The organism is Dehalococcoidia bacterium (assembly GCA_030648205.1).
In the GTDB taxonomy this organism is placed as follows: Bacteria; Chloroflexota; Dehalococcoidia; order JAUSIH01; family JAUSIH01; genus JAUSIH01.
In genome coordinates this window covers 1-24,522 of sequence record JAUSIH010000096.1, presented here as the reverse complement: position 1 = coordinate 24,522, position 24,522 = coordinate 1, and the positions used below count along the sequence as shown (strand labels likewise).

Sequence of the window (24,522 nt, the reverse complement as noted above, 5' to 3'; positions counted from 1 at the left end):
CAGCGCGCGCGCACGGCGGTGCACGGCACGTCTGCTCCTCCGCCACCGGCTAAGCCAGCCCCCAAGAGCCAGCGTCACGGCCCCATGAAGAAGCCTGTTGTGATGGACATTCTGACTCGGGGGGAGCGCGAAGAGAACGATGTCGAGTTGCCCGTGGGAGAGCTGGCCACGCGGCTAGCCTCCGTGGACCAGGCCACAATGGACGAATCCGTCCATTCCACCACTCTGTTAGGGAAACGGGGCGAGACCTGGCCGGAGAACGGCGCGGAAAACGCGGAGGAGGAGGACGAGGCCAAGCCGGAGGTTGCGGAGCTGGGGGCGGAGGCCGCGCCAGGGACCGGGGCCGAGCCGGAAGCGGCCCTGGAGTGGGAGGCCGGCGAGTTCGAAGAAGCGGATATGACCGAGGACCCGGTCAGGATGTACCTCCGGGAGATCGGCCGGGTCCCTCTGCTGAAGGCGGCGGACGAGCGGGCGCTTGCCCGGCGCATGGAGAGCGGCCGGTACGTGGAGCAGGCGCAGCGCATGCTCCAGGAGCAGAGCGGCGACTTCCCCACCAGTCCGGAGATCGCGGCGCTGTTCCTTCGGAATCTCTGCGCCGCCGCGCCCCTGGTGGACGTTGTGCGCAAGCATCTCGCGCTGGGCCGGAGGGTCCTGCTCAAGGACCTCGTCTCCGGCGCCAAAGTGCGCGCCGCCATTGACGGGGTCATTGACCTGGAGACGAAGCGTATCGCGGGGGAGGCTCTGGGCAAAAGCCCGGAGGACATGGAGCGTCTCATCACCGCGCTAGCCCTTGATACGCGTCTGCTTTCGCCCGAGGTCGTGAACGCCGTGGGGGGAGACACCACGCTCGCGGATATCGCTGAGATTGTCGCCGACCCCAAGTTCATGGACGAGCTGCGTCCCCTGGAGAAGCAGCTTGACCGCTACCTGAAACACCTGGTGGAGGACGGCGAGGCGGCCCAGCGGCATCTCACGGAGGCCAACCTGCGCCTGGTGGTGAGTGTCGCCAAGAAGTACATCGGGCGGGGCATGTCCCTGCTGGACCTTATCCAGGAAGGGAACATCGGCCTCATCCGCGCGGTGGAGAAATTCGACTACCGCAAGGGGTACAAGTTCAGCACCTACGCCACGTGGTGGATACGCCAGGCCATCACGCGTGCCATTGCCGATCAGGCCCGGACTATTCGCATCCCGGTGCACATGGTGGAGACCATCAACAAGCTCCTGCGGGTGAGCCGCCGGCTCGTCCAGGAGCTGGGCCGCGAGCCGACCAGCGAGGAGATCAGCAAGGGCATGGAGACCACCTCCGAGAAGGTCCGCGAGATTGTGAAAATATCACGCGAGCCCGTCTCCCTGGAGACGCCCATCGGAGAAGAGGAAGATAGCCACCTGGGCGACTTCATTGAGGACCGGGGCGCGCTGGCGCCCGCGGACGCGGCCAGCCACCAGCTCCTGCGGGAGCAGGTCCGGGAGGTGCTCAAGACGCTGAACGACCGTGAGCGCCGCGTGCTGGAGCTGCGCTTCGGCCTGGAGGACGGGCGGAGCCGCACGCTCGAAGAGGTGGGCCGCGATTTCGGGGTCACGCGGGAACGCATCCGGCAGATTGAGGCGAAGGCGCTGCGCAAGCTCCGTCACCCCAGCCGCTCCAAGAAGCTCAAGGACTTCTTGGAGTAAGCCGCTCCCCGTCGGCGGGCGGCCGTTGTGGGCGGTAGTACGCGCCCACCCGCGGACGCGTCATGTACCACACCACCAGCGCCGCCCACGCCACGCTGACCATCGCCAGCGGGCTGAACGGCTGGAGCAGCAGATAGGGCACGCTCAACGCATGGATGGCCACCGTCGCCCATCGGCTCCAAGGCCAGCCGTTCCACGCTCCCAGGCCCAACTCCACGAACAGCGCCCCCGCGATCAGCGATAGCACGCTCTTGATGGCGCTGGTGGTAAAATAGGACTGCGCTCCCATCAGCCCCGTGAGTCCCGCGGTCAGCGTCACGCTCCCGCTCACGATCCAGAACACGGCCAAGGCGGTGAGCAGCCGTGGCCGCCGCGCCTGCTCAATGGGCCGAGTGCGCTTCAGCCAGTCCGGAAGCTCAAAGGGGCGTTGCTGCACGTTGTGCGCCTCTTCCCCTGTGTTCACTGGCCGACGTCCCGCAAGGGGGCTGGCCCTAGTGTATCTCCGCGGTCCGCGGGGCGGTTGTCTACGTTGACAATCCGGGAGGCCACTGGTATTATCGGCGCGGTCGCTCGTTCTAATATCGCGTCGCCGAGCGGTGGCTAGTACACCACCAGGGACGTGATATCGTAGCCCTGCAACTGGGCGCGGCCCGGCAAGAAGCCGAGCTCTACGATGACCGAGATACCGGCGACGCGCGCCCCGGAACGTTCGACCAGCTTGGCCGTGGCGGCCAGAGTCCCTCCCGTGGCCAGCAGGTCGTCAATAATGAGCACGCGCTGGCCGGCGCGGACTGCATCCTGGTGCATCTCGATGACGCTGGAGCCGTACTCCAGGGAGTACTCGACGCGGTGGGTCTTCCAGGGCAGCTTGCCGACCTTTCGGACGGGGACGAACCCGATGCCGAGGGCGTACGCGAGGGGCGCGCCGAAAATGTATCCCCGAGCTTCAATGGCCACAACAGAGTCTATGCGCTGGCCGCGGTGCCTGGCCGCCAGGGTGTCTATGACGTACTTGAACGCGGCATGGTCCTGCAGCAACGGCGTTATGTCTCTGAAGAGGATGCCCTTGGTGGGGAAGTCCGGTATGTCGCGAATTCTGGCCTTGAGGTCAAGTGGATTCATGGCGGCGCCTTCTCCTGTGCATGCCACGGTGGCCCTGGAGCGCCCATTATACCGACGAGTGGTTGCGGAGGCTAGTGCATTATGAAGATACGCGTGCGGTGGCTGGCCGGGCACGTGGTGGGCAGCATCCGCGCCAAGCTGATCGCGGGTGTTCTGGTACTGATCCCAGTGGTCATCACGTACTTAGTCCTGCAGTTCCTCTTTGTGAACCTGGACGGGCTGCTCCAACCGCTCATTGCCGCCGTGGTGGGCCGCCCCGTGCCGGGGGTGGGTCTGGTTTCAACCGCCATCCTTGTGTATCTGGCGGGAGTGGTCGCCACGAATATCTTTGGTCAGCGTCTGCTGCGCGGCGCCGAGCGCGTGATAGACCGGATGCCCGTGGTGCGGACCCTGTACGCGACGTCAAAAAGCGCGCTGAGCGCCGTGGCGCGGAGGGAGGCCCCCGCGTTCAAGCATGTTGTCCTGGTGGAGTACCCGCGCAAGGGTATCTACGCCGTGGGATTCGCCACCGGGCAGTTCCTGGGCCCTTCCGGCGAAGTCCTGGTCTCCGTATTCATACCCGCAACTCCGCTGCCCACCGGCGGCATTCTGGCGATTGTCCCTGAGGGCGAGGTGATAGTGACAGACATGTCGGTGGACGAAGGCTTCAAGCTGATCCTCTCCGGCGGCATCCTGGCGCCAACACAGATCCGGCGCGCTGTGCCACAGAATGACAAGGTGGGTGGTGATACGAGGGACGGCCAGCAATCTAGCCAAACGGGCAATCCTGTAGTATAAAGTACGAACGTGTAAAAGCGCAATCCGGAGGCCCTGTGTTTATTTCGGTGGTCATTCCGGCCTATAACGAAGAGGCGGACCTGGGGAGCTGCCTTCGCGCCCTCCGGGACCAGGACTATTCCGGCCCGTATGAAATCATCGTCGCCGACAACGCCAGCACCGACGGCACCGCGTCCGTTGCCCGCCGATGGGGCGCTCGGGTGGTCCACGAGCCTCGACGGGGCATAGCGTCCGCCCGGCAGGCCGGCTGCGTGGCGGCGCTCGGCGACATTCTGGCGGGCACCGACGCGGATACGGTGGTGCCTCGGCACTGGCTGTCCGCAATTGCGCGGCGGTTCCACGAGCGCCCGGGCGCGACCGTCGCCGCGGGGTACTTCCTGCTCAGGGATGGCCCCTTCCTGGCCCGTGCGCTCACACGCCTGGGCGACGCGCTCTCCCCCGTGCTCGCCTGGTGCGTGCCCTCCGCGTGGAACTTCTGTGGTAATAACTACGCCGTGCGCGCGGACGCGTTCCGCGCGGTGGGCGGCTTCAACGTGGCTCTCCGCTACGGCGAGGACGTGGACCTGTGCCTCCGGCTGCGTCGGCTTGGCCGTGTGGTCTATGCGCCCGAGATGCGGGTGACCACGTCCGGGCGGGGGTACATGCGGAGCCTGTGGCGCTCCACCGGCGTCTATTGCACCGACTACGTATGGCGCATCCTGTCGTATCAGCTCGGCCTGGACAGCGCCGCAGCGGGCCGAAGCCACGCGCTGCGCTTGAGCGGGCTGGCCGTGGCGATGGTCGCGCTCATGACGGCGTCTCTATGGGCCACGAGCAGCGCTCCGCCGCCCGCCGCGCCGACCCCGGCGGCGCCCCCGGCCTCGTTTCCCACGCAGGTAGTCACCCGAGAGGCGGTAGCCCGCATGCTGGAGACGTATCAGGCGCGGGTGTCCGGCCTCGGTTCCCTTATTGCGCCGGCGCTCAAGCGGCAGGGATAGTACTTAGTTGCAGAAATCAGCGTACACACAGCCGAACCCAACCCCGCTCACCCTGAGCTTGTCGAACCATGAGCGGTTGATGATACCGCCCTTTTTCGCAAGTAGGTACTAGTTCTATGCCGGACTTCCTGCGCGTTGCCGCGGACACGGTTGCCTTTCTCCTGGACAAAGGCCCCTTTGCCCTTCTCCTGCTGATAGCCGTTGGTGAGATAGGCATGCCCATCCCCGTGGCTACGGACGGCCTGCTGCTGGTGGCGGGCTACGACGGGTCGCGCGTGCCTCTCGTCTTCGGCATGCTGCTGCTGGGCAGTCTGCTGGGCGCATCGGTGTCGTACTGGGCGGTCCGACTGGGCGGGCGTCCGTTCATCAGGCGTCACGGCCACTACGTGGGGCTTACCCTTTCACGGCTGGACGGCCTGGAGATGCGGATGCAGCGATGGGGCGCCAGGGCTGTCATCGTTGGCCGGCTGACGCCCGGGCTCTTGTTCGTTACGAATGCGGCGTCGGGGCTGTTTCGCATCCCCTTTGCCACGTTCGCGGTGTGTGTGGTGGGGACAGCGGCGTTGTGGGGCGTCGTTGTCCTGACGGTGGGGTACGCGCTGCGCCTGGGCTTCGGCGCCACCCTGGCGGCGGTAGCCCGCGAAGAGTCGGCGCTGTGGGCCATCCCCTTTGTCCTTTTTGGCCTCGGCATACTTGTCGGCTGGCTCGTCCTGCGGGCGCATCTGGCCCACAAGAAGGCCAGCGTTAGCGCTACGTCCCCGAATGAGACCCCGCGGTCGTCTCGCGTTGATCCGCAATAGTCTCGGGCGTCAGTAGCCGCTGTTCGCGCCTGGGCTGGCAGCCCGCGACAAGCCTGCGGGACGGTCTGGCGCTCCGCAAGGCGGAGTCCATGACGAGCGGCTGACCGGCGCAGAGGCACATGGCCCCGCAGGGCGGGGCGGCGGCGGCTGGCCAACAGGTGGAGCGGGTGATGGGATTCGAACCCACGACTCCCTGCTTGGGAAGCAGGCACTCTACCGCTGAGTTACACCCGCCTGCGGCGCAGGCTCGATTATAGCCGCTGACCGAGGCTCTGGCAAGCTGCTCATTGGTCTGGCTGACAAGCACCCAGGCCTCTAACGTTGCTCGCAGCGCCTCGCTTGCGTTTCTCGGCGCGAGAAGAACCGCCGTCCGCCTTCGGCCTCGGGACCTTGAGTCCTCGTACCACAGAATCATACTCAAGCGAAATTGAATATTTTGTAACTGGTGCGATTCGATTTTGCCGGACAGAAATCAAATGTTAGCTGTGCGTCGGCTTTGCTTGCTTTCGGCGAAAACAAGCAAATAAAACGGGGAGGGTGATTAGTTAGACAAGGTGCTACACTGGCGCTCGTGGGGCTAGACAATTCGCTGTTGTACACAGGAGTAAGGGGAACGGGCTAGCAGGAGGTGCATAATGCAAAAAGGGAAAAAGGCCAGAGATACTGTCTCTAAAGAAGAAAGGCTCGCATTCAAGGAGTTTTTGAAACAGTTAGAAGAAGAGGACGATGAGCAAATCCGTAACTTTTCAATCTCCTCTGATATTGTCATCACTGCTTGGTTGCTATTCGTATCCCGACGACTAAACGAGTCTAGCAGAACGCTGGAATCTCTCACAAGAGCCCTGTTTGCCCTAACTTTCGTTCTTTGCATATTGACTCCAGCCCTGCTTGCCAAAGACCTTTGGTGGGGTAAAGTTCCGTTCTAGCTACGGGAATGCCCGTCACTAAGATGAGCGACGACAGGGGATGTAACTATGACAGGAAGATTATCTGGAGTGATTGACGCATTGAAGAAAGCGGGATACTTAGGAGGCTTGAATTTGATAGCGCGCCTGAAAGGAGCGAGACAGGACACATGCACAAGGGCAAAATCAAATATCTAACAGTCGACCTATCCACACTTGAGAGGTTCACCAATGCGGTGGAAGTGATGGCTACCTCTGGGAAGACGCTTCGCGAGAGATTGATTGCAGCGCACCTTTCGTTCCATCCCATTCTCCCCGACGACATGCCAGACAAAGAGACCAGACGACTGTACGAAGAGCTTGTCCGAGAGTTTACACAGTACGAGCCAGTCGCCAGTGGAGGTCGCGTACAGGCAACCATCGGTCGCGTTTCTGGTCAAAAGAGGAAGTATTTAGCTCGACTTATTGTCGAGATTTGGCGTCATCTGGCATACCATGCGCTGAGTCATCGAGGGGGATGAAACCAGGAAACCTAAATCTCTGGAGTTTGCCGCCTAGTACAGCGCCTTGTCCCTCTCCAGCGCGGCCGCCTCCGCGTCGGCCAGGCCCAGCACCTCGCGGAAGACGTAGCGCGTGTGCTCCCCCACCAGCGGCGTGGGACGGCGGACGCGCAGCGGCTCCGGGCCGACCCGCCACGGCGCGACCGACGTGACCTCCTCGCCCGTGCGCGGGTGTGTGATCTCCATGAAGACGCCGCGCTGGCGGAAGTGCGGGTCGCGGGCCAGCTCCGTGGGCGTCGCCGCCGGCGCGACGGTCACGCCCGCCCGCTCCAGCAGGGGTACAAGCTCCTCGACGGTGCGCTCGCGGGTCCACGCGGCGACGCGCCTGTCCAGGTCGTCGCGGCGCTGCACGCGGCCATAGCCGTCGGCGAGCGCCGGGTCGGACGCCCAGTCCGGGCTGCCCATCGCGCGACGCAGCCCCTCCCACGCGGCGTCGTCCTCAACGGCCAGCGCTATCCAGCGGTTTACCCCCTTGCAGGGATAGACGCCGTGCGGCGCGACGCTCTGGTGACGGTTGCCCTGGAGTCCCTGCACCCGTTTGTTCAGCGCGTAGTCCATGAGTGCGGGGCCCAGCAGGCTGGTGGTGCTCTCCCAGCCGGAGACGTCAACGTGCTGCCCCTCGCCGGTGCGGCGACGGTGGAACAGCGCGAAGAGCGTGGCGAGCGCGGCGTGCGTGGCGGTGCTCATGTCCGAGTACGCCGGGTACGAGAGGACGGGCGCGCCCTCGTCGGGATAGCCCGTGAGGGCCTCAAGCCCCGCCAGGCTGCTCATGATGTTGGCGTAGGCCAGGAGGTCGCGCTGCGGCCCGGTCTGGCCCGCGCCGGTGAGCGAGACGACGACGATGTCGGGGCGCGCGGCGCGCAGCGCGGCGTAGCCGATGCCGAGGCTTTCGAGCGTTCCCGCCGAATAGTTTTCCACGAGGGCGTCGCTCTGCGCGGCGAGCCGGAGCACCATCTCCGCGCCGCGCGAGTGCTTCAGGTTGACGGTGACGCCGAGCTTGTTCCGGTTGACCCAGTGGAAATGGAGGCTACGCTCCTCCGGGTCGGGGATGTCCTTGCGGCCTCCGACGCCGAGCCGCAGCCCGTCCAGCCGCTCCCGCGACTCGACCTTGATGACCTCCGCGCCGAGGTCGGCCAGCAGCAGGCCGGGCGTGCCTCCGGCGACCGCCCAGCCGAACTCAATGACGCGATAGCCTTCTAGAGGGAGCAACTCTATTCACTCCTGTGTCCTCCTCTCGCTGGACGAGGGGAGGACGGACTGGGTAGGGACGGGTTACACCACGCCAGCCCGTCGCAGCGTGACGAGGTCGTCGCGCGAATGGCCCAGCATGCCGCAATAGACCTCGTCGTTATGCTCACCGAGCAACGGCGCTGGCCGTCGCGCCTGCCAGGGCGTGCGTGAGAACTTGTACGGCGCGCCCGGGTACTCGCGCTCGCCAACCTCGGCGTGCGTCAGGCGGACGAAGTAATCCCGCGCGCGGAGGTGCGGATCGCGGTACAGGTCTTCGGCTGTCTGCACCATCGCTATGGGCACGCGGCGCTCCTGGCCCAGGGCGTACAACTCGGCCCTTGTCCTGTCCTTCAGCATGTCGGTCATGCGGCGGTCAACCTCGTCCGGGTACTCCTGGGCCATTGCTTTTCGGTTGCGGTAACGCGGGTCCTTCGTCCATTCCGGCGCGCCCATCGCCTCCAGGAACCGCACCCACTGGACGATCTGCGGGCAGTTGAGGCAGATGTGTCCGTCCTTGACCCGGAAGAGGCCGTCCGGATAGTGACCCGGATAGCGGATGCCCGTCCGCTGGCGGTCTTTGCCCTCCTTGACGGACGACGTCACGTTGCTGCCCACGTAGATGCTCGCCATCGTATCCGTCTCCGAGATGTCCGCGACCTGCCCCTCGCCGGTGGCCTCGCGCATGAGCAGCGCCGCGATGGTGGCGGCCGTGCCGCTGACGCCGCACTGGTGGTCGGCCTGAAAGCAGGGCTGGGTCAGCGGCTCCCGCTCGGGCCGGCCTGTCAGGAAGGTCGCGCCGCTCGCGGCGGAGCAGGTCAGGTCGTTGGCGCGGCGGTCGCGGTAGGGGCCGGTCAGGCCGTAGGGCGTCAGGCTGGTGATGATGAGCCGCGGGTACGCGGCGTGCAGCGTCGCGGGCGCGAGTCCGAGCGCGTCCATTTCGCGGGGCGCAAGGCCCATGACAAAGACATCCATCTGGGCGAGGAGCTTGTGCAGAATCGCGCGCCCCGTGGGCTTCTCTATGTCCAGGGTGACGCCGCGCTTGTTGACGTTCATGTACAGGAAGAGGCCGCTGCGCTCCGGGTGGGGCATGTCGTCGAGGAATGGGCCGTAGCGGCGCGACGAGTCGCCGAGAGGCGGGCGCTCGACCTTGATGACGTCCGCGCCCATGTCGGCGAGCATCCTGGCGCAGTACGGCGCGGATACGAAGTCGCCGAGTTCCAGAACGCGGATGCCGGAGAGGGCGCTGGCGGTCATGCGAGGAAGCCTCCCGTGCGGTATCTGTGAACAGCGGCCCCAGCCTAGCAGCCGTGCGCGGGGCTGTCAACACGCAGGCGGATGGGGGATAGAATGGCGTCCCTTCCGTGTCATTCCGAGAGAGTCCTTCCACAGAAGGACGACCGAGGAATCTCCCTGAACGGTTCCGTCGCAGGAGATTCTTCGCTTCGCTCAAAATGACAACATACCGAGTGTCATCCTGTTGAACGCGAACGGTCAGCGCTCGTAGTCGGCATTGTTCCGTCTGAATCCGCTCTGCTATAATACCCGTTGGCTGTCCGGCGAACACGCGAGCGACGGAGACGACCATTGAAGCTGACCCGTGAGGAAGTCCAGCACATATCCCAGCTCTGCCGGGTGGGCGTGACCGAGAAGGACATCGCCCGTTTTCAGGAGCAGCTTTCCGCCATCCTTGAGGCCTTCGAGGTGCTGAAGGAGGTGGACACCGCCAGCGTGCCGCCGACCGCGCACGCGCTGGCGCTCCAGAACGTGCTGCGCGACGATACCGTGACCGAGTCCCTGTCGCGCGAGGACGTGCTCGCCAACGCGCCGCAGGAGGAGATGGGCTGCTTCCGCGTCCGGGCTATCCTGGAGGAGTAACGCCGCTCGCGCCTTGCGGAGTGGCGGCTTCCTGTACGTAACATCCCAGCGAGGAGAACGACCGTGTACAAGCGCATTGACCACATCGTCATCGCCGTCAAGAACCTGGAGCAGTCCGCCGCCCTCTACGGGGAGAAGTTCGGCCTTAAGGCCACGGACGTGGGCAAGCTCACGGAGGGCCTGAAGGAGACGACGTTCACTACGGGAAACACCCGCATCGTGCTGTCGCAGCCGGTGGACCCGAACGGGCCGGTCGCCAGGTTCATCGAGGAGCGCGGCGAGGGCCTCTACCTGGTGGCGCTGGAGGTGGACAACGTGGACAAGGCGGCTGAGGCGCTCAGGAAGCGGGGCGCGCGCATCGCGGAGGCGCCCTCCGCCGAGCATGGCCGCAGAGTCTTCATCCACCCCAAGTCGGCGCACGGCGTGCTGTTCCAGCTTGTGGAGAGCAAGGCGTAGCCGATGGCTTCTCCCAAGCTCCATGAGCTGACGCTTCACGAGGCGCGCGACCTCCTGCGCAAGCGGGAGGTCTCCTCCGTCGATCTGACCAAGGCCGTGCTAGAGCGCGTCCACGCCGTCGAGGCGAAGGTGCGCGCCTACGTCACGGTCACGGATGAGTTCGCGCTGGAGCAGGCGCGCAAGGCGGACGAGCGCCTGAAGGCGAACGACACCAGCCCCCTGCTCGGCGTGCCCATGCAGATCAAGGACAACATCTGCACCAGCGGCGTGAAGACCACCTGCTCGTCGCGCATGCTGGAAAGCTTCGTGCCCCCGTACGACGCCCACGTAACGCAGCGCCTCTTCCAGGCGGGCGCCGTGATGCTGGGCAAGGGCAACATGGACGAGTTCGCAATGGGCTCGTCCACGGAGAATTCGGCGTTCTTCCCCACGCGCAACCCGTGGGACCTGGAGCGCGTCCCCGGCGGCTCCAGCGGCGGCCCCGCGGCGGCGGTCGCGGCGGGCGAGGCGTTCTACTCGCTCGGCTCCGACACGGGCGGCAGCATCCGGCAGCCCGCCAGCTTCTGCGGCGTCGTCGGGATGAAGCCCACCTATGGCCGGGTGAGCCGCTACGGGCTGGTGGCCTTCGCCAGCTCGCTCGACCAGATCGGCCCGCTGACGAAGGACGTCACCGACTGCGCCCTCGTGCTCAACGCCATCGCGGGGCACGACCCGCGCGACTCCACGTCCTATCCGCGCGCCGTGCCCGACTACACGAAGGCGCTGCGGCCCGACGTGAAGGGGCTGCGCATCGGCGTGCCGAAGGAGTACTTCGGCGGCGGCGTCGAGAGCGACGTGGCCGAGGTGCTGCAACGGGCCATCGTCAAGCTGCGCGAGCTTGGCGCGACTGTCGGCGAGTGCTCGCTGCCCTCCACGAAGTACGCCCTGCCGACCTACTACATCATCGCGCCGTCCGAGTGCTCGGCGAACCTGGCCCGCTACGACGGCGTCAAGTACGGGTATTCCGACAAGTCGGCGGAGAACATGTGGGAGGGCATGGAGCGGACGCGAGAGCACGGCTTCGGGCCAGAGGTGAAGCGCCGCATCATGCTGGGAACGTACGCCCTCTCCTCGGGCTACTACGACGCCTACTACCTGAAGGCCCAGAAGGTGCGCACCCTCATCCGCCGCGAGTTCGAGGCCGCGTTCAAGCAGTTCGACCTTCTGGTCTCGCCTACCTCGCCCTCCGCGCCGTTCAAGCTCGGCGAAAAGACCGCCGACCCGCTCAAGATGTACATGTCGGACATCTGCACCATTCCGGTGAACATCGCGGGGATTCCCGCCGTGTCCCTGCCCGCGGGGTTCTCCTACGGCATGCCCGTGGGGATGCAGCTCATGGCGCCCGCCTTCGGCGAGGAGGCGCTTTTGCGCGCCGCCTACGCCTACGAGCAGGCGGTCGGCTGGCACAAGCTGCGCCCGCCGGTGTAGCATGGAGATGCGCCCTCACCCCCTCGTTCCCCTCTCCCAGCCGGAAGAGGGGAAGAAAAAGATTCAGGGGACACCCCTGAGACCCCGGTAGGGAACCGGCGGTTCGCTGCACTCTCCAAAAGCGAGTTAGGGAACGTCTTTGGAGGACGCGAATGGTAAAAAGTGGGTCGTTTACGTCGAAATACAAGCCTATATTCGACAAAGAACGGAATGAATGGATCTTGCGGGTTCCGACTAGCGCCGTCACCCGAACAACAGATGGTTCATGCGAGGTTCGCTTGCCTGTGTATGCCAGTCGGGGGCTGGCGATTGGCGGGAATATCTTGCGCCCTTTGCGGGAGGAGTATCGGAAGTGGCTACTTGATCAACAGAAGGGGTTATGTCCTGTGTGCGGTGAAGGCACACGCACTGGCGACCTTTGGAACTTGGATCACCAGCCACCTATGGCTGAGCCGGGGTCGAAGTTCATCGACTACGAGAGGAGCACGCAGAATAGAGTGATACATCACGGCTGCGACCCTGCCCAAAAGCGCAAAAATCAACGGTGACTTTTGGAATAGCCGATGCCCTTTTGGAACAAACGGCACGTATGGAGCAACCCCCTCGAAAAAGAAGGGGGCAGGGGATGAGGTATCTGTCTTCCAAGAGGTACGATGGATGATTAAAGAAGCAATCGCCAGACTGGTGGAGGGCCGCGACCTCCCGATGGAGGAGGCGGCCCAGGTCATGCGCGAGATCATGGGCGGAGAGGCCACCCCCGCCCAGATGGCCGCCTTCCTCGTGGCCCTGCGCGCCAAGGGCGAGACCGTGGACGAGATCGCCGGACTCGCGCGGATCATGCGCGAGAAGGCGGCGCGCGTCGCGGTGACGGGGCCGGTCGTGGACACGTGCGGCACCGGCGGCGACTCGCAGGGCACGTTCAACATCTCGACCACAGCCGCGTTCGTCGTCGCGGGCGCGGGCGTGAAAGTCGCCAAGCACGGCAATCGCGCCATGAGCAGCCACTGCGGCAGCGCGGACGTCCTGGAGGCGCTGGGCGTCAAGATTGACCTAGGGCCGGAGGGCGTCGCGCGGTGTCTGGCTGAGGCGGGCGTCGGCTTCATGTTCGCCCAAGTCTTTCACCCCGCGATGAAGTTCGTCGCGCCGGTCCGCCGCGAGATAGGCATCCGCACCGTGTTCAACATCCTGGGGCCGCTCACTAACCCCGCGGGCGCGCAGGCGCAGGTCATCGGCGTCGCCTCGCCCGCGTTCGGCCCGAAGCTGGCGCAGGCCCTCCAGCGTTTGGGCGCGCGGCACGTGTTCGTCGTCCACGGCGCGGGCGGGCTGGACGAGATTTCGCCCGCCGGCGAGACGCAGGTCTGGGAGACGAAGGACGGCCAGTCGCGCGAGTTCAAGATCAGCCCAAGCGACTTCGGACTGGCGAAATCGGCGCTGGCCGACATCAAGGGCGGGACCGTCCAGGAGAACGCGCAGATGGTGCGCGACGTGCTGCGCGGCAAGCCGGGCCCCCGCCGCGACGTGGTCGTGATGAACGCCGCCGCCGCGCTCTTCGTGAGCGGCCACGCGCGCAACCTGGCGGAGGGCGCGCGCCAGGCTGAGGAGTCCCTCGACAGCGGGCAAGCCGCGCAGAAGCTGGAGGCGCTGGTGCGGGTAAGCCAGGCCGCCGCGTAAGGCCCGTGTCATTCCGAGGGAGTCCCTTTTGCGGAAGGGCGACTGAGGAATCTCCCCAAGGAACGCCCCAGGAGATTCCTCGCTGACGCTCGGAATGACGGTAGCAGAGCGGTAATCGGAAGTGTAGTCGTTATGCCCAAGTCCCCCGCTGAAATACTCAAAAGCATACTGGACGCCAAGGCGGCTGAGGTCGTCGAGCGGCAGAAGACTGTGCCCCTTGACGAGATGCAGCGGCGCATCGGCGAGCGGCGTCCCGCCAAGGACTTCGCGGCGGCCCTGAAGGGCGACGGGCTGCGGCTCATCGCCGAGGTCAAGCGCGCCTCGCCGTCCAGGGGCCTGCTGCGCGCCGACTTCGACCCCGTCGCCATCGCGAAGACGTACGTACGCTGCGGCGTCGCGGCCATTTCCGTGCTCACGGAGGCCCCGCACTTTCAGGGCGCGCTGGAGCACCTCTCGGCGGTGGCCGAGGCGGTCGGTCCGGACGGCCCGCCGGTGCTGCGGAAGGACTTCATCCTCCATCCCTATCAGGTCTATGAGGCCCGCGCCGCCGGAGCGGACGCCCTGCTGCTCATCGTGGGCATTCTCGACCACGGGCAGCTCAGCGGGCTGCTCATGCTGGCCCGCAGCCTGGGCATGGAGCCGCTGGTGGAGGTGCACACGCTGCCGGAGGTCCGGCGGGCGGTGAACGCGGGGGCCAGGGTCATCGGCATCAACAACCGCAACCTCAAGACGTTCAAGACGGACGTGCAGACAACCCGGCGCCTGCGGCCCGCCATTCCGGACGACCGCGTCGTCGTCAGCGAAAGCGGCCTGCGCACCCGCGACGACCTGGAGCGCGTGCGCGCGTGGGGCGTGGACGCGGTGCTCATCGGCGAGGCGTTCATGGTCGCGCCGGACATCGCCGCCAGGGTCGGGGAGCTGATGGGCGCGCCCGCCCTTCCCACGCGGGAAGGGTGACGTCGTGATTGCGGTCAAGATATGCGGCATCCGGCAGGTGGAGCACGCTCTGGTGGCCGCCGAGGCCGGCGCCGACTACATCGGCATCGTGTTCGCGCCCGGCACTCGCAGGGTGGAGCCGGACGCGGCGCGCATTCTCGTCCATGAGTTGCGTCGGCGGGCCAGTCGCCCTCCGTCCGTCGTCGGCGTCTTCGTGAACGCACCCGTGGACGAAGTGGAGCGCGTGGCCGCCCTGTGCGGGCTGGACTATGTGCAGCTCAGCGGCGACGAGAGCCTTGAGGACGCCCGGCGAATCAAGCGGCCCGTCATCAAGGCTGTGCACGTCCGGCCGGACACGGATGCGACCGCTCTGGAGGCGGCTCTGCGGAGCGTGCAGGAGGCGGGACTGCTGCCCATGCTGGACGCGCGGGCTGGGGAGGCGTACGGTGGGAGCGGACGCGCCTTCGACTGGGGACTGGTCGGCGACCTCTCCGGGCGCTATCGCTTTCTGCTGGCGGGCGGGTTGACGCCGGAGAACGTGGCGGATGCCGTGCGGCGCGTGCGGCCCTGGGGCGTGGACGTGTCCAGCGGCGTCGAGACGGGCGGCGTGAAGGACGCGGCCAGGATACGGGCGTTCGTGCGGGCGGCGCGGGCGGCGGACCAGACTGCGACTTCAGCGTAGTGGAGTGGACACAAGGCACGCATTCTCACGGAATTGACACGCGAGGCTATGCTGGTCATGCTTTGGTATGACCAGTATAAGGGAGACGTGCATGAGCGCCAAAGTAGCGAAAGTGACCATCAGCATCCCCGCCGAAGTGCTCGACGCAGTCGAGAGGGAACGCCACATCCGCAAGGAGACCCGTAGCGAGTTCTTCCGACGCGCTGTTGACATGATGCTACGTCAGCAACGCGAGAAGAAAGCCGTGCGACGCTACGTCCGCGGCTACCGAAAGTCGCCAGAGAGCGCCGCGGAGGTGGCGGTCGCCTACAAGCTGGGCAGCGCCGTACTGGCGGAGGAACCCTGGGAGTGAAGCGGGGAGAGATATGGTGGGCCGATCTCGCGCCGCCCGTGGGAAGGCGACCTGTTCTCTTGCTCTCGCGCGATGAGGCGTACGCGGTCAGGGCTTTGATAACTGTCGCGCCCGTAACGACACGTAGCCGCCGTATTCCCGCCGAAGTGCCTCTCGGGCCGGACGACGGCATGGCCCGTCGTTGTGTAGCGAATCTCGACGTTATCGCAACTGTTCCCAAGGCCAGTCTCAAGGAGCGCATCACCACTCTGAGCCCGGATAAGCTCCAGATTGTGGACGCCGCAATTCACTTCGCGCTGGGGTTGGAGGAATGATGGGCAGTCCGGTGTGGCTACCTGAAATGACTCTGTGGAGGTCTTTGACTTTTCGTGACAGCGCCGCGTAAGTACCGTTTCCCCGACGCGACGGGCCACTACGGCCCCTTCGGCGGACGCTTCGTGCCGGAGACGCTCATGGTGGCCATCGGCGAGTTGACCGAGGCGTACCGGCACGTCCGCCGCGACCGCGCGTTCCAGCACGAGCTGGCGCGTCTGCTCCGCGAGTACGCGGGACGGCCCACGCCGCTCTACCTTGCTCACAACCTGAGCGAGAAAGCAGGCGGCGCTCGCATCTACTTGAAGCGGGAGGACCTGGCCCACACGGGGGCGCACAAGATCAACAACGCCCTCGGCCAGGGGCTGCTGGCGCGGCACATGGGCAAGCGCCGCGTCATCGCGGAGACGGGCGCCGGACAGCACGGCGTCGCCACGGCGACGGTGTGCGCGTTGCTGGGGATGGATTGCGTCGTCTACATGGGCGAGGAGGACATCAGGCGGCAGAGCCTGAACGTCTTCCGCATGAAGCTCCTGGGCGCGGAGGTCAGGCCGGTCGGAAGCGGAAGCCGCACTCTCAAGGACGCCATCAACGAGGCGATGCGGGACTGGGTGACCAACGTCCGCACCACATTCTACATTCTGGGCAGCGCCGTGGGGCCTCACCCGTACCCGATGATGGTGCGCGACTTCCAGTTGGTCATCGGCAAGGAGGCCCGGCGGCAGATATTGAAGGCGGAGGGCCGCCTGCCGGACTATGCCGTCGCGTGCGTGGGCGGTGGCAGCAACTCCATCGGCCTGTTCTACCCGCTGGTGAATGATGCGCAAGTCAGGCTCGTGGGCGTGGAGGCGGCGGGCGAGGGGATGGCCACCGGGCGTCACGCGGCGAGCCTCGTCGCGGGCAGGCCCGGCGTGCTGCACGGCTCCTACTCGTTCGTCATGCAGGACGACGCGGGCCAGATTCTGGAAACGCACAGCATCTCGGCGGGCCTGGACTACCCGGGCGTCGGCCCGGAGCACGCGCATCTCAAGGAGACGGGACGGGCGCAGTATGTGACCGCCACGGACCAGGAGGCGCTTGACGCGTTCCAGACGCTGTGCCGGACGGAGGGGATTATCCCCGCGCTTGAGTCATCCCACGCCGTCGCGTACACCCTCAAGCTTGCCGCGGGGCTGCCGAAGGACGCCCTTGTCCTCGTCGGCCTGAGCGGGCGCGGCGACAAGGATATCCCCACCGTCGCCGCAGCCTTGGATGGGAAGATGGAGTCGCCGCGCTAGCTCTTCGCCTGCGTGCCTGTCCCCGCGTCTTCGGTCGGGCCCTCTTCAGGTGGGGCCTGCTCCTGTCGTCGCGGCGAAGATTCCACTACCGTTGTGCCCGCCAGCCGGTCGTGCCAGCCGCGACGGTCAGGGGAGCGGGTTGCGAGGAATAGGATGGCTAGCGACGGCAGGGAGACAATCAAGAAGAACGCTCCGAAGACCGCCGCGACCAGGAGCAGTTCCGCGATCCGCTTGTCGGCTGGCGTTTCCGTACGGGGTTCATGAGATCCCAACGCCGCCAACCCGGCCGCCGCCATGAGGGCCGTGAGGATGATGTAGAAGCCAAACCAGGAAGGCAGGAGAGCCACCGCGCGGACGAAAGCTTGACGCCAGCCCGGTCGCTGGTCACTCCCGCGCCGTACAACGGCAATGCCCATGAGCCGCTTGCCGAGCGTCTGCCGCAGCCGGTAGCCGACGGTGAAGTAAAGAAGCCAAAGCAACAATGACGGCATCACGAGCCAAAAGAGCCAGCCAAGCCCGTACGCCGTCGGGCTGACTCCGTGCCTCCAAATTGGCCAGTAGTCCTCTCCAACTAATGGTCTCAGCGCCCACTCCAGGAACTGGCCTGTTGGTACCACGACCTGCCTTGTCCACGTGTCGAGCATGTATCCGGCTGTGGTCATATACTCCATGACGTAGGCTATGAGCACCAGCGGCACATCAATGAGTACAGTAGCGACGAGGCGCTTCCACAGGGGAGCGATGGCTGCTGGCCGTGTTTGCATGACCATCTTCCTACTAGAGTGCAGCTTTGCGCTATCGTTCGCCGCCGCGTTGGAGGGGAAGGCCTGGACCGCTAGGTCGAGGCCGGCGGGGCCGGTGTTTCGCTGGCCGCCGTCTCCTGCTCCGCCGCCTTTGCGGTCAAGTCCACTACCGTTGTGCCGGCCAGCCGGTCGTGCCAGCCGCGACGGTCGGGGGAGAGCCGCACCCAGAACAGGTTGGCGAGGGAGGGCAGGGCTATCACCAGGAGGAAGACGCCAAAGGTAGCAGCGGTCCTGACCTCGTCGTTGCCCGCCGCCAGGGCGGCGACCAGGGGGAGCAGGGCCAGCAGCAGGGCGTAGAAGGCGAGCCAGGACGGAAGCAGGGACGCGGCGCGCAGGAAGGCCCGCCACCAGCCCGGCTTTTCACCGCTCGGGCTGCCCGAGACGGCTATCCCCATGAGGCGCTTGCCCAGCGTCTGCCGCAGCCGGTAGCCGATGGTGAAGTAGAGCAGAGATATCAGCAGGAACGGCACCAGGAGCCATACCAGCAGTCCCAGCGCAAATGCCGTGGCGCTGACGCCGTTCGTCATCTGGTCTGCGCCGCCGCCCATCAGCGGACCCAGGACCGACTCCAGGAAGATGCCTGGCAGCACCACAAGCCGCCGGCCGCCCAGGGAATCCAGGAGCCGCGGGATGGCGAGCAGCACGAGAAGATTCACCGCCAGGACGATGGGTACGTCTATCAGCAGAGTTGCGGCGAGCCGCTTCCATATGGGCGCGGACGCGCCAGAGGACATTTGCATAGCCGGTCTCCCGTCGGAGTCTTGGCACCCATCTTACCATGAAACGATGCGACCCTCTTGAAGAAAGCACTTGCCATAACAATGCTTTGGCATCGAGCCCTATGCGCGGCAGGCGAAACAGACGACGCGCCTGCCCATATCGCGTCGAAATAAGGCGCAAACCGTTCGCGCGGGCCGTAAAACCTGTATTGTGAAATTCGTAACCAAAGACGCAGGCACTCTTTGCTCCCCAGCGCTCAGAGACGCCGTACATACGTTGACTGCCTTCCGCCGCCCTGCTATAGTGGTAGGCAGCCCAGATTTGAGCGTTCTCCTCGTCCTTCAGGACGGGGTGCGATATTTCAAGAACCAGCGAGTATGCCGGTCGACTACGCTTCGGACTACGTCGCCGTCCTCGTTGCCACCATCCTGGGGACAGGCATGGTGGTCGTCTCCTTCACTATCGGCTGGCTGCTGGCGCCGCGCAAGGCGACCCCCATGAAGCTCAGCCCCTACGAGTGCGGCATTCCTCAGACCGGCCAGCACTGGCAGCAGGTGCGCATCCGCTACTACCTCTACGCTATCCTTTTTCTGGTCTTCGATGTGGAGGCCGCCTTCGTCTTTCCGTGGGCTGTCGTCTTCGCGCGCAGCGCCCCCTCCGTTTTCTGGGCGATGATTTTCTTCATTGGCGTTCTCTGCTTTGGCCTGATGTACGGATGGAAGAAGGGGGTATTCCAGTGGCGGTGACCGGGCAGGAGCAGGGGGGGAGTGGGGAGAAGGATATCGTAGTCGTGACGCGGCGCCTATGGGAGGGCCAGGCGCCGTTTGAACGGGTGTTGCCGGGTGTTGTGATGGGCAAGGTGGAGCATATCTTCGCCCTGGCCCGCAAGTCCTCCCTGTGGCCGATGCAGTTCGGCCTGGCGTGTTGCGCCATCGAGATGATCAGCACCTACATGGCGCACCATGACCTCGACAGGTTCGGCGTGGTGACGTGGCCCTCGCCCCGGCAATCGGACGTGATGATCGTGGCGGGGACTGTCGTCAAAAAGATGGCGGACCCCATCAGGCTGCTGTACGAGCAGATGCCCGCGCCCAAGTGGGTCATTGCGATGGGGAGCTGCGCCACGTGCGGCGGCCCGTACATTCGCTCGTACTCCGTGGTCATGGGCGTTGACCACATCATACCCGTGGATATCTACATTCCGGGGTGTCCGCCGCGGCCCGAGGCCCTGATGGACGGGCTGATCAAGCTCCAGGGAAAGATCATGAAAGAGCAGGGGCGGGATATCTCTCTGGCGCGGGAGCAGGCGTGACAACCCACGGCGCGCAGCCCCCGACGCCAGCCGTCACCGCCAGCTATCCCGAGCTGGAGGCAGCGCTCAAGGAGGCGCTGGCGGGCGTGTCCTACACGGCGGAGTATAGCCTGGACGAGCTGGTCGTCACCGTTCCTCCGGAGCATCTCCTCTCCGTCTGCCGCACGCTGAAGGAGCACCCCCATCTGGCCTTCGACTACCTGCGGTGCATCTCCGGCGTGGACTGGGTCGCGAACCTGCAGGTGGTCTATCACCTGTGGTGCATGGCGCGCCGCCAGAAGCTCGTCGTCAAGGTCAACCTGCCGAACGACAACCCGCGCGTCGCGTCCGTCATCTCGGTCTGGCGCGGCGCCGACTGGCACGAACGGGAGGCCGCTGAGCTTCTCGGGATCGTGTTCGAGGGGCATCCGGCGCTGAAGCCGCTGCTCCTCTACGAGGGGTTCGAGGGATATCCGCTGCGCAAGAGCTTCGCCCAGGGCGTGAAGCCGGGCAAGGAGGCGGAGGCCGCGGAGAAGCTGCACAAGCCACAGATACGGCTCTCGGCGGAGAAGGCGCCGCCGGAGAAAGGCGAAGGCGCCCCGTGACGACGGACGCGCGCCCTCAGCCCACGCCCCAGACCATCGAGATGATGGTCAACATGGGGCCGCAGCACCCGAGCACCCACGGGGTGTTCCGCATGGTGCTGCACGTGGACGGGGAGCGCGTCACCGACATGGAGTCGGTCATCGGCTACCTGCACCGGGGCACGGAGAAGTTGGCCGAGGGGGAGATGTACCGGCAGGTCATCACCCTGTTCGACCGGCTTGACTACCTGGCCAACTTCAACAATGAGCACACCTTCGTCATGGCCATCGAGAAGCTGATGGGGGTGAAGCCGCCGGAGCGCGCCGAGTCCATTCGCGTCATCCTGCTGGAGCTCAACCGCATCGCCAGCCACCTGATGTACTACGCGGCGTTCGGAGCGGATGTCGGCATCTTCGGCACCACGTTCATGTACGGCTTCCGCGAGCGGGAGCGCATCCAGGCCGTCTTCGAGGCGGTGTCCGGCGCGCGCATGATGCACAACTTCATGCGCGTGGGCGGCGTCAAGAACGACCTGCCCGCCAACTTCGACGCCCTGATGGGCGACCTCATGCCCGTGCTGGAGCGCGGCGTCCAGGAGTGCGATGACCTGCTGACGTCCAACGAGATTTTCCTGCAGCGGACGCAGGGCATCGGAGCCATCAGCGCCGCCGACGCCGTTGACCTGGGGCTGAGCGGTCCCAACCTGCGGGCGTGCGGTGTGCCCTACGATGTCCGCCGGTCGGAGCCATACTCCATCTACGACAAGCTCGACTTCGACGTGCCTGTCGGCGCGCGCGGCGACTGTCTCGACCGCTACCTGGTGCGAATGGAGGAGATGCGCCAGTCGCTGCGCATCCTCAAGCAGGCGATGAAGGGACTGCCTGCCGGGCCGTGCATGGCGGCCAATATGCCCAAGGGGCTGCGCCCTCCCAAGGGGGAAGCGTTCGTATGCACGGAGAACCCGCGCGGCGAGTTCGGCGTGTACCTGATCAGCGACGGCAAAGACAGGCCCTACCGACTGAAAATACGGGGGCCGTCGTTCGTCAACTTGATGGGCCTTCCGATTATGATGCGCAACGCGTACATAGCCGACGCCGTCGTCATCCTGGCGTCCATTGACATCGTGCTGGGCGATGTGGACCGGTAGCCGTGAAAGCGGAATAGGACAGGACGCATGACTCTGGACACCCTGCCGGACATTGTGCTTCGCCTGGTGGCGATGCTGCTGTTCCTGACCGTCACGGTGCTCGCGCTCACCTATCTGGAGCGCAAGGTGCTGGCGCGCATCCAGCAGCGCGTCGGGCCCATGCTGACCGGCCCGTGGGGTCTGCTCCAGCCCATCGCGGACGCGCTCAAGCTCCTGGTGAAAGAAGACCTGATGCCCGCGAAGGCGGACAGGGTGCTGTTCTGGATGGCGCCCCTGGTGGTGTTCGTCCCGGCCTTCGTTATCTGGGTCACCATCCCCTTTACCCGCGACCTGGTGGTGCGCAATCTCGACCTGGGCATCTTCTTTATCGTGGCGGTGTCCGGGTTGTCCACAGCCGGGATGGTCATGGCGGGACTGAGCTCCGGCAACAAGTACGCGTTGCTTGGCGCGGCCCGCGCCGCTGCACAGCTCATCAGCTACGAGCTGCCGGTGGTCTTCGCCATCCTGGCGGTGGTGATGATCGCCGGGTCGCTGGACCTGCGGGAGATCGTGCAGAAGCAGAACGTGACGCCGTACATCGTCGTGCAGCCCGTCGGGTTCCTGCTGTTCGTGATGGCGGGCCTGGCGGAGCTGGGGCGCACGCCCTTCGATATCCCGTCGGCGGAGTCGGAGTTGATGGGCGGACCGATGGTCGAGTACAGCGGCATGCACTGGGCCATGTTCTTCCTGGCTGAGTACGCCAACACCTTCGCGCTGGCGGCCCTGGCGACCCTCCTGTACCTCGGCGGTTGGGAGGGGCCGGTGCTTCCCGCTCTGCTGGGGCCGGTGGGCAACCTGCTCTGGTTCCTCATCAAGTGCTATCTGGTCATCATGCTGATTTTCTGGGTGCGCTCCGCCATGCCGCGTTTGCGCGTGGACCAGCTCTTGAGCCTGGCGTGGAAGGTGATGCTGCCGCTGGGCTTCGCGAACCTGTTCCTGACGGCCTTCTACCGGTACATGGGCTGGCCGGACGTGGTCATGCTGGCGCTCTCGTTGGCGCTGGTGGCGGGCGCGCTCTACAGCCTGGCGCGGCGTCGGCGCGCGGCGGCGGCCCAGAGCCGCATCCGCCTGGTGCCGCGCGAGGAGTTCGTGCGGTGATCGGCACGCTGAAGGCGCTCCTCACGACCCTGAAGACGACCCTGCGCCGTCCGGTGACGACGCAGTACCCGCGGCAGCACCTGCTGCTCCAGCCGCGGTACATGGGCTTTCCCGGCCTGATCTGGGACGACAAGGTCAATGAGTCGGCGTGCACGGGCTGCCTGGCGTGCGCCCGCATATGCCCCACCGAGTGCATCACGGTCGGCATGAAGGACAACCCCCTCTTCAAGGAGGGAAAGAGTCCCCGGCGCAAGATTGTGGACCACTACAAGCTGGACATCGCCAACTGCATCGTCTGCGGGCTATGCGTGGAGGTGTGCAACTTCGACGCCATTGTTATGACGGACCAGCACGAGCGCGGCACGGCGACGCGCGGCGGACTGATGATAGACATTGCTACGCTCCACAAGTGGGGCACCGAGTACGTCACACGGATGCGCGCCAGGGGGATAGAGCCGAGCACGGGCTCTCCGCCCTGGGAGCGGCCCGGCTACAAGCCGCCGCAGGCTGTGGGAGCAGGGGCGGCCCCGGCCAACGCCGCCACGGAAGCAAAGCCAGAAGCGAAGGGAGAAGCGCAGAGCAAGTGACCCCGCTTCAACTGCTTTTCTACGGAATCAGCGCCGTCATGCTGGCCGCGGCTGTGGGAGTCGTGGCGGCGCGCAGCGTCATTTACAGCGCCGTCGCCCTGCTGGTGGCCCTCCTGGCCGCCGCGGGACTGTTCGTGGTCCTCTACGCCCCGTTCTTGGCTATCGTCCAGGTGCTTGTGTACGGGGGCGCTGTCATCATCGTCCTGTTCTTTGCCGTCATGCTCACGCGTCGCCCTGATGCGCCGCAGAAGCTGGACAACCCCCAGTGGCCGCTGGCGTTACTGGCCGCCGCTCTGGTCTTCGCCGCCTTCGCCGCGATTCTGCTGGGTGCCCGGTGGGTGACGAAAGCGCCCGGGCCCGCGCCGGAGCTTGCCGTCCTGGGGGAGAGCCTGTTCACGCAGTGGGCCCTCCCCTTTGAGATCGCGTCGCTGGTGTTGCTCATCGCCCTGATGGGCGCGATCATCATCGCGCGACCGGGAGAGAAGGAAGAATGATCCCGTTAGAGGCCGTCCTGGCCGTCAGCGCGGCCATGTTCAGCATCGGGCTGTACGGGGTGCTGGCGCGGCGGAATGCGGTGCTGGTGCTCATGTCCATCGAGCTGATGCTGAACGCTGTCAACGTCAACCTCATCGCCTTCACGGCGTACCTGACGCCCGCTCAGACCGTGGGCCAGATCATCGCAATCTTCGTCATCACGGTGGCCGCCGCCGAGGCGGGGCTGGCGCTGGCCATCATCCTGCGCCTGTACCGGAACCGCGGCACGGTCAACGTTGACGAAGTGGACCTGATGAAATGGTAAACGCCGAGTCGTTGTCAGCGCCTCTGGGCATGTCCTGGGCATGGCTGGCGCCCGCGCTCTGCCTCGCGGCATTCGTCGTGCTGGCGTTCTTCAATCGCTACCTGCCCGGTCGCGGCGCCTGGCTGGCGATTCTCGCCATAGCGGGCGGATTCGTCCTGTTCTTCCCGGTGGCCGCCGACTACCTGCGCACGGGCCAGGCGGGCGCCTTCTCCATGCCCTGGTTCGCCGTGGGCGGGAAGGACGTGAGCCTGGGGTTCGTCATTGACCCGCTGTCCATCATCATGCTGGGCGTGGTGACCACGGTGGCGCTGGCGGTCCAGGTGTACTCGCTGGGGTACATGAAGGGCGACCCGCGCTTCGGGTGGTACTTCGCCGTGCAG

The 24,522-nt window shown here is 65.6% G+C and carries 29 protein-coding genes, 1 tRNA gene and 1 pseudogene; 24 read left to right on the top strand and 7 right to left on the bottom strand.

Features of this window, described 5'->3' with window-relative positions; all coding sequences use genetic code 11:
- The first annotated feature begins 405 nt into the window (after nt 1-405).
- A pseudogene (locus tag Q7T26_10850) lies at nt 406-540 on the top strand (sigma-70 factor domain-containing protein).
- A 222-nt stretch (nt 541-762) separates the two neighbouring features.
- Nucleotides 763-1,674, top strand: a complete 912-nt coding sequence (gene rpoD, locus Q7T26_10845) for an RNA polymerase sigma factor RpoD (protein MDO8532639.1) — start codon at nt 763-765, stop codon at nt 1,672-1,674.
- Here rpoD and Q7T26_10840 read toward each other — a convergent pair.
- Both Q7T26_10840 and Q7T26_10835 read right to left on the bottom strand, forming a co-directional pair.
- On the bottom strand, nt 1,655-2,110 hold the full coding sequence (locus Q7T26_10840; protein MDO8532638.1) for a hypothetical protein: 456 nt from the start codon (nt 2,108-2,110) through the stop codon (nt 1,655-1,657). The two genes, rpoD and Q7T26_10840, sit on opposite strands and share 20 nt — an antisense overlap.
- A gap of 164 nt (nt 2,111-2,274) precedes the next feature.
- Nucleotides 2,275-2,796 carry an adenine phosphoribosyltransferase gene (locus tag Q7T26_10835; GenBank protein MDO8532637.1) on the bottom strand — a complete coding sequence of 174 codons (522 nt, stop codon included), beginning with the start codon at nt 2,794-2,796 and terminating at the stop codon, nt 2,275-2,277.
- An 81-nt stretch (nt 2,797-2,877) separates the two neighbouring features.
- Between Q7T26_10835 and Q7T26_10830 the strand changes: the two genes are divergently transcribed.
- The 3 genes from Q7T26_10830 (at nt 2,878) to Q7T26_10820 (ending at nt 5,350) form a co-directional block, all read left to right on the top strand.
- Complete coding sequence (locus tag Q7T26_10830) at nt 2,878-3,573, top strand: DUF502 domain-containing protein (protein MDO8532636.1); 696 nt, start codon at nt 2,878-2,880, stop codon at nt 3,571-3,573.
- Nucleotides 3,574-3,608: 35 nt separating this feature from the next.
- Nucleotides 3,609-4,550, top strand: coding sequence for a glycosyltransferase family A protein (locus tag Q7T26_10825; GenBank protein ID MDO8532635.1), 942 nt, complete (start codon nt 3,609-3,611; stop codon nt 4,548-4,550).
- A 116-nt stretch (nt 4,551-4,666) separates the two neighbouring features.
- Nucleotides 4,667-5,350 (top strand): VTT domain-containing protein, encoded by a 684-nt coding sequence (locus tag Q7T26_10820; GenBank protein ID MDO8532634.1) that lies wholly within the window; start codon nt 4,667-4,669, stop codon nt 5,348-5,350.
- A 159-nt stretch (nt 5,351-5,509) separates the two neighbouring features.
- Here the strand turns inward: Q7T26_10820 and Q7T26_10815 are convergent.
- A tRNA-Gly gene (locus tag Q7T26_10815) sits at nt 5,510-5,584 on the bottom strand.
- A gap of 401 nt (nt 5,585-5,985) precedes the next feature.
- Here Q7T26_10815 and Q7T26_10810 point away from each other — a divergent pair.
- Nucleotides 5,986-6,276, top strand: coding sequence for a hypothetical protein (locus tag Q7T26_10810; GenBank protein ID MDO8532633.1), 291 nt, complete (start codon nt 5,986-5,988; stop codon nt 6,274-6,276).
- Nucleotides 6,277-6,809: 533 nt separating this feature from the next.
- On the opposite strand, the gene Q7T26_10805 is transcribed toward Q7T26_10810, so the two are convergent.
- Both Q7T26_10805 and Q7T26_10800 read right to left on the bottom strand, forming a co-directional pair.
- Nucleotides 6,810-8,024 (bottom strand): CoA transferase, encoded by a 1,215-nt coding sequence (locus Q7T26_10805; protein MDO8532632.1) that lies wholly within the window; start codon nt 8,022-8,024, stop codon nt 6,810-6,812.
- A 63-nt stretch (nt 8,025-8,087) separates the two neighbouring features.
- Complete coding sequence (locus Q7T26_10800) at nt 8,088-9,299, bottom strand: CoA transferase (protein ID MDO8532631.1); 1,212 nt, start codon at nt 9,297-9,299, stop codon at nt 8,088-8,090.
- A 330-nt stretch (nt 9,300-9,629) separates the two neighbouring features.
- On the opposite strand from Q7T26_10800, the gene gatC reads away from it, so the two are divergent.
- From gatC to trpB, 9 genes are all read left to right on the top strand, one after another.
- Nucleotides 9,630-9,920, top strand: coding sequence for an Asp-tRNA(Asn)/Glu-tRNA(Gln) amidotransferase subunit GatC (gatC, locus tag Q7T26_10795; protein ID MDO8532630.1), 291 nt, complete (start codon nt 9,630-9,632; stop codon nt 9,918-9,920).
- 63 nt (nt 9,921-9,983) lie between these two features.
- Entirely contained in the window at nt 9,984-10,376 is a 393-nt protein-coding gene (locus tag Q7T26_10790; GenBank protein ID MDO8532629.1) for a VOC family protein, read from the top strand.
- 3 nt (nt 10,377-10,379) lie between these two features.
- Nucleotides 10,380-11,843: an Asp-tRNA(Asn)/Glu-tRNA(Gln) amidotransferase subunit GatA gene (gene gatA / locus Q7T26_10785; protein MDO8532628.1), complete on the top strand. Its 1,464-nt coding sequence runs from the start codon at nt 10,380-10,382 to the stop codon at nt 11,841-11,843.
- Between the two features lie 657 nt (nt 11,844-12,500).
- Nucleotides 12,501-13,514: an anthranilate phosphoribosyltransferase gene (trpD, locus tag Q7T26_10780; GenBank protein ID MDO8532627.1), complete on the top strand. Its 1,014-nt coding sequence runs from the start codon at nt 12,501-12,503 to the stop codon at nt 13,512-13,514.
- A gap of 132 nt (nt 13,515-13,646) precedes the next feature.
- A complete protein-coding gene (trpC, locus tag Q7T26_10775; protein ID MDO8532626.1) occupies nt 13,647-14,471 on the top strand; it encodes an indole-3-glycerol phosphate synthase TrpC in 825 nt (274 codons plus the stop codon).
- A gap of 4 nt (nt 14,472-14,475) precedes the next feature.
- A complete protein-coding gene (locus tag Q7T26_10770) occupies nt 14,476-15,132 on the top strand; it encodes a phosphoribosylanthranilate isomerase (protein MDO8532625.1) in 657 nt (218 codons plus the stop codon).
- A gap of 91 nt (nt 15,133-15,223) precedes the next feature.
- Nucleotides 15,224-15,484, top strand: coding sequence for a ribbon-helix-helix protein, CopG family (locus Q7T26_10765; GenBank protein ID MDO8532624.1), 261 nt, complete (start codon nt 15,224-15,226; stop codon nt 15,482-15,484).
- Nucleotides 15,481-15,798, top strand: coding sequence for a type II toxin-antitoxin system PemK/MazF family toxin (locus tag Q7T26_10760; protein ID MDO8532623.1), 318 nt, complete (start codon nt 15,481-15,483; stop codon nt 15,796-15,798). Before Q7T26_10765 ends, Q7T26_10760 begins: the two co-directional genes overlap by 4 nt.
- Before the next feature lie 54 nt (nt 15,799-15,852).
- Nucleotides 15,853-17,073, top strand: coding sequence for a tryptophan synthase subunit beta (trpB, locus tag Q7T26_10755; GenBank protein ID MDO8532622.1), 1,221 nt, complete (start codon nt 15,853-15,855; stop codon nt 17,071-17,073).
- Here trpB and Q7T26_10750 read toward each other — a convergent pair.
- Nucleotides 17,070-17,837, bottom strand: coding sequence for an RDD family protein (locus Q7T26_10750; GenBank protein ID MDO8532621.1), 768 nt, complete (start codon nt 17,835-17,837; stop codon nt 17,070-17,072). The two genes, trpB and Q7T26_10750, sit on opposite strands and share 4 nt — an antisense overlap.
- 71 nt (nt 17,838-17,908) lie before the next feature.
- The gene (locus Q7T26_10745; GenBank protein MDO8532620.1) at nt 17,909-18,616 is read right to left on the bottom strand and encodes an RDD family protein; all 708 of its coding nucleotides are present in this window, start codon (nt 18,614-18,616) and stop codon (nt 17,909-17,911) included.
- A 357-nt stretch (nt 18,617-18,973) separates the two neighbouring features.
- On the opposite strand from Q7T26_10745, the gene Q7T26_10740 reads away from it, so the two are divergent.
- The 9 genes from Q7T26_10740 to Q7T26_10700 all read left to right on the top strand — a co-directional run.
- Nucleotides 18,974-19,342: an NADH-quinone oxidoreductase subunit A gene (locus tag Q7T26_10740; protein ID MDO8532619.1), complete on the top strand. Its 369-nt coding sequence runs from the start codon at nt 18,974-18,976 to the stop codon at nt 19,340-19,342.
- A 104-nt stretch (nt 19,343-19,446) separates the two neighbouring features.
- Nucleotides 19,447-19,908 carry an NADH-quinone oxidoreductase subunit B family protein gene (locus Q7T26_10735; GenBank protein ID MDO8532618.1) on the top strand — a complete coding sequence of 154 codons (462 nt, stop codon included), beginning with the start codon at nt 19,447-19,449 and terminating at the stop codon, nt 19,906-19,908.
- Nucleotides 19,905-20,492: an NADH-quinone oxidoreductase subunit C gene (locus Q7T26_10730; GenBank protein MDO8532617.1), complete on the top strand. Its 588-nt coding sequence runs from the start codon at nt 19,905-19,907 to the stop codon at nt 20,490-20,492. The genes Q7T26_10735 and Q7T26_10730 overlap by 4 nt, the downstream gene beginning before the upstream one ends.
- Complete coding sequence (locus tag Q7T26_10725; GenBank protein MDO8532616.1) at nt 20,489-21,619, top strand: NADH-quinone oxidoreductase subunit D; 1,131 nt, start codon at nt 20,489-20,491, stop codon at nt 21,617-21,619. The genes Q7T26_10730 and Q7T26_10725 overlap by 4 nt, the downstream gene beginning before the upstream one ends.
- A 27-nt stretch (nt 21,620-21,646) precedes the next feature.
- A complete protein-coding gene (nuoH, locus tag Q7T26_10720; protein ID MDO8532615.1) occupies nt 21,647-22,756 on the top strand; it encodes an NADH-quinone oxidoreductase subunit NuoH in 1,110 nt (369 codons plus the stop codon).
- On the top strand, nt 22,753-23,343 hold the full coding sequence (locus Q7T26_10715; protein MDO8532614.1) for a 4Fe-4S binding protein: 591 nt from the start codon (nt 22,753-22,755) through the stop codon (nt 23,341-23,343). Before nuoH ends, Q7T26_10715 begins: the two co-directional genes overlap by 4 nt.
- Nucleotides 23,340-23,837 carry an NADH-quinone oxidoreductase subunit J gene (locus Q7T26_10710; GenBank protein ID MDO8532613.1) on the top strand — a complete coding sequence of 166 codons (498 nt, stop codon included), beginning with the start codon at nt 23,340-23,342 and terminating at the stop codon, nt 23,835-23,837. Before Q7T26_10715 ends, Q7T26_10710 begins: the two co-directional genes overlap by 4 nt.
- Nucleotides 23,834-24,142, top strand: coding sequence for an NADH-quinone oxidoreductase subunit NuoK (gene nuoK, locus Q7T26_10705; protein MDO8532612.1), 309 nt, complete (start codon nt 23,834-23,836; stop codon nt 24,140-24,142). Before Q7T26_10710 ends, nuoK begins: the two co-directional genes overlap by 4 nt.
- Nucleotides 24,136-24,522: NADH-quinone oxidoreductase subunit L (locus tag Q7T26_10700; protein MDO8532611.1), on the top strand; the 387-nt coding region annotated here is incomplete at its 3' end. The genes nuoK and Q7T26_10700, both read left to right, overlap by 7 nt.

Excerpts from the sequence above, each read along its gene's own strand:
- gatA (MDO8532628.1), top strand. The coding sequence starts at position 10,380 with ATGGCTTCTCCCAAGCTCCATGAGCTGACGCTTCACGAGGCGCGCGAC.
- Q7T26_10765 (MDO8532624.1), top strand. The coding sequence starts at position 15,224 with ATGAGCGCCAAAGTAGCGAAAGTGACCATCAGCATCCCCGCCGAAGTG.
- Q7T26_10735 (MDO8532618.1), top strand. The coding sequence starts at position 19,447 with ATGGGCAAGGTGGAGCATATCTTCGCCCTGGCCCGCAAGTCCTCCCTG.
- Q7T26_10810 (MDO8532633.1), top strand. The coding sequence starts at position 5,986 with ATGCAAAAAGGGAAAAAGGCCAGAGATACTGTCTCTAAAGAAGAAAGG.
- Q7T26_10830 (MDO8532636.1), top strand. The coding sequence starts at position 2,878 with ATGAAGATACGCGTGCGGTGGCTGGCCGGGCACGTGGTGGGCAGCATC.
- Q7T26_10740 (MDO8532619.1), top strand. The coding sequence starts at position 18,974 with ATGCCGGTCGACTACGCTTCGGACTACGTCGCCGTCCTCGTTGCCACC.
- Q7T26_10745 (MDO8532620.1), bottom strand. The coding sequence starts at position 18,616 with ATGCAAATGTCCTCTGGCGCGTCCGCGCCCATATGGAAGCGGCTCGCC.
- Q7T26_10750 (MDO8532621.1), bottom strand. The coding sequence starts at position 17,837 with ATGCAAACACGGCCAGCAGCCATCGCTCCCCTGTGGAAGCGCCTCGTC.
- nuoH (MDO8532615.1), top strand. The coding sequence starts at position 21,647 with ATGACTCTGGACACCCTGCCGGACATTGTGCTTCGCCTGGTGGCGATG.
- trpD (MDO8532627.1), top strand. The coding sequence starts at position 12,501 with ATGATTAAAGAAGCAATCGCCAGACTGGTGGAGGGCCGCGACCTCCCG.
- nuoK (MDO8532612.1), top strand. The coding sequence starts at position 23,834 with ATGATCCCGTTAGAGGCCGTCCTGGCCGTCAGCGCGGCCATGTTCAGC.
- trpC (MDO8532626.1), top strand. The coding sequence starts at position 13,647 with ATGCCCAAGTCCCCCGCTGAAATACTCAAAAGCATACTGGACGCCAAG.
- rpoD (MDO8532639.1), top strand. The coding sequence starts at position 763 with ATGGAGCGTCTCATCACCGCGCTAGCCCTTGATACGCGTCTGCTTTCG.
- Q7T26_10800 (MDO8532631.1), bottom strand. The coding sequence starts at position 9,299 with ATGACCGCCAGCGCCCTCTCCGGCATCCGCGTTCTGGAACTCGGCGAC.
- Q7T26_10820 (MDO8532634.1), top strand. The coding sequence starts at position 4,667 with ATGCCGGACTTCCTGCGCGTTGCCGCGGACACGGTTGCCTTTCTCCTG.
- Q7T26_10835 (MDO8532637.1), bottom strand. The coding sequence starts at position 2,796 with ATGAATCCACTTGACCTCAAGGCCAGAATTCGCGACATACCGGACTTC.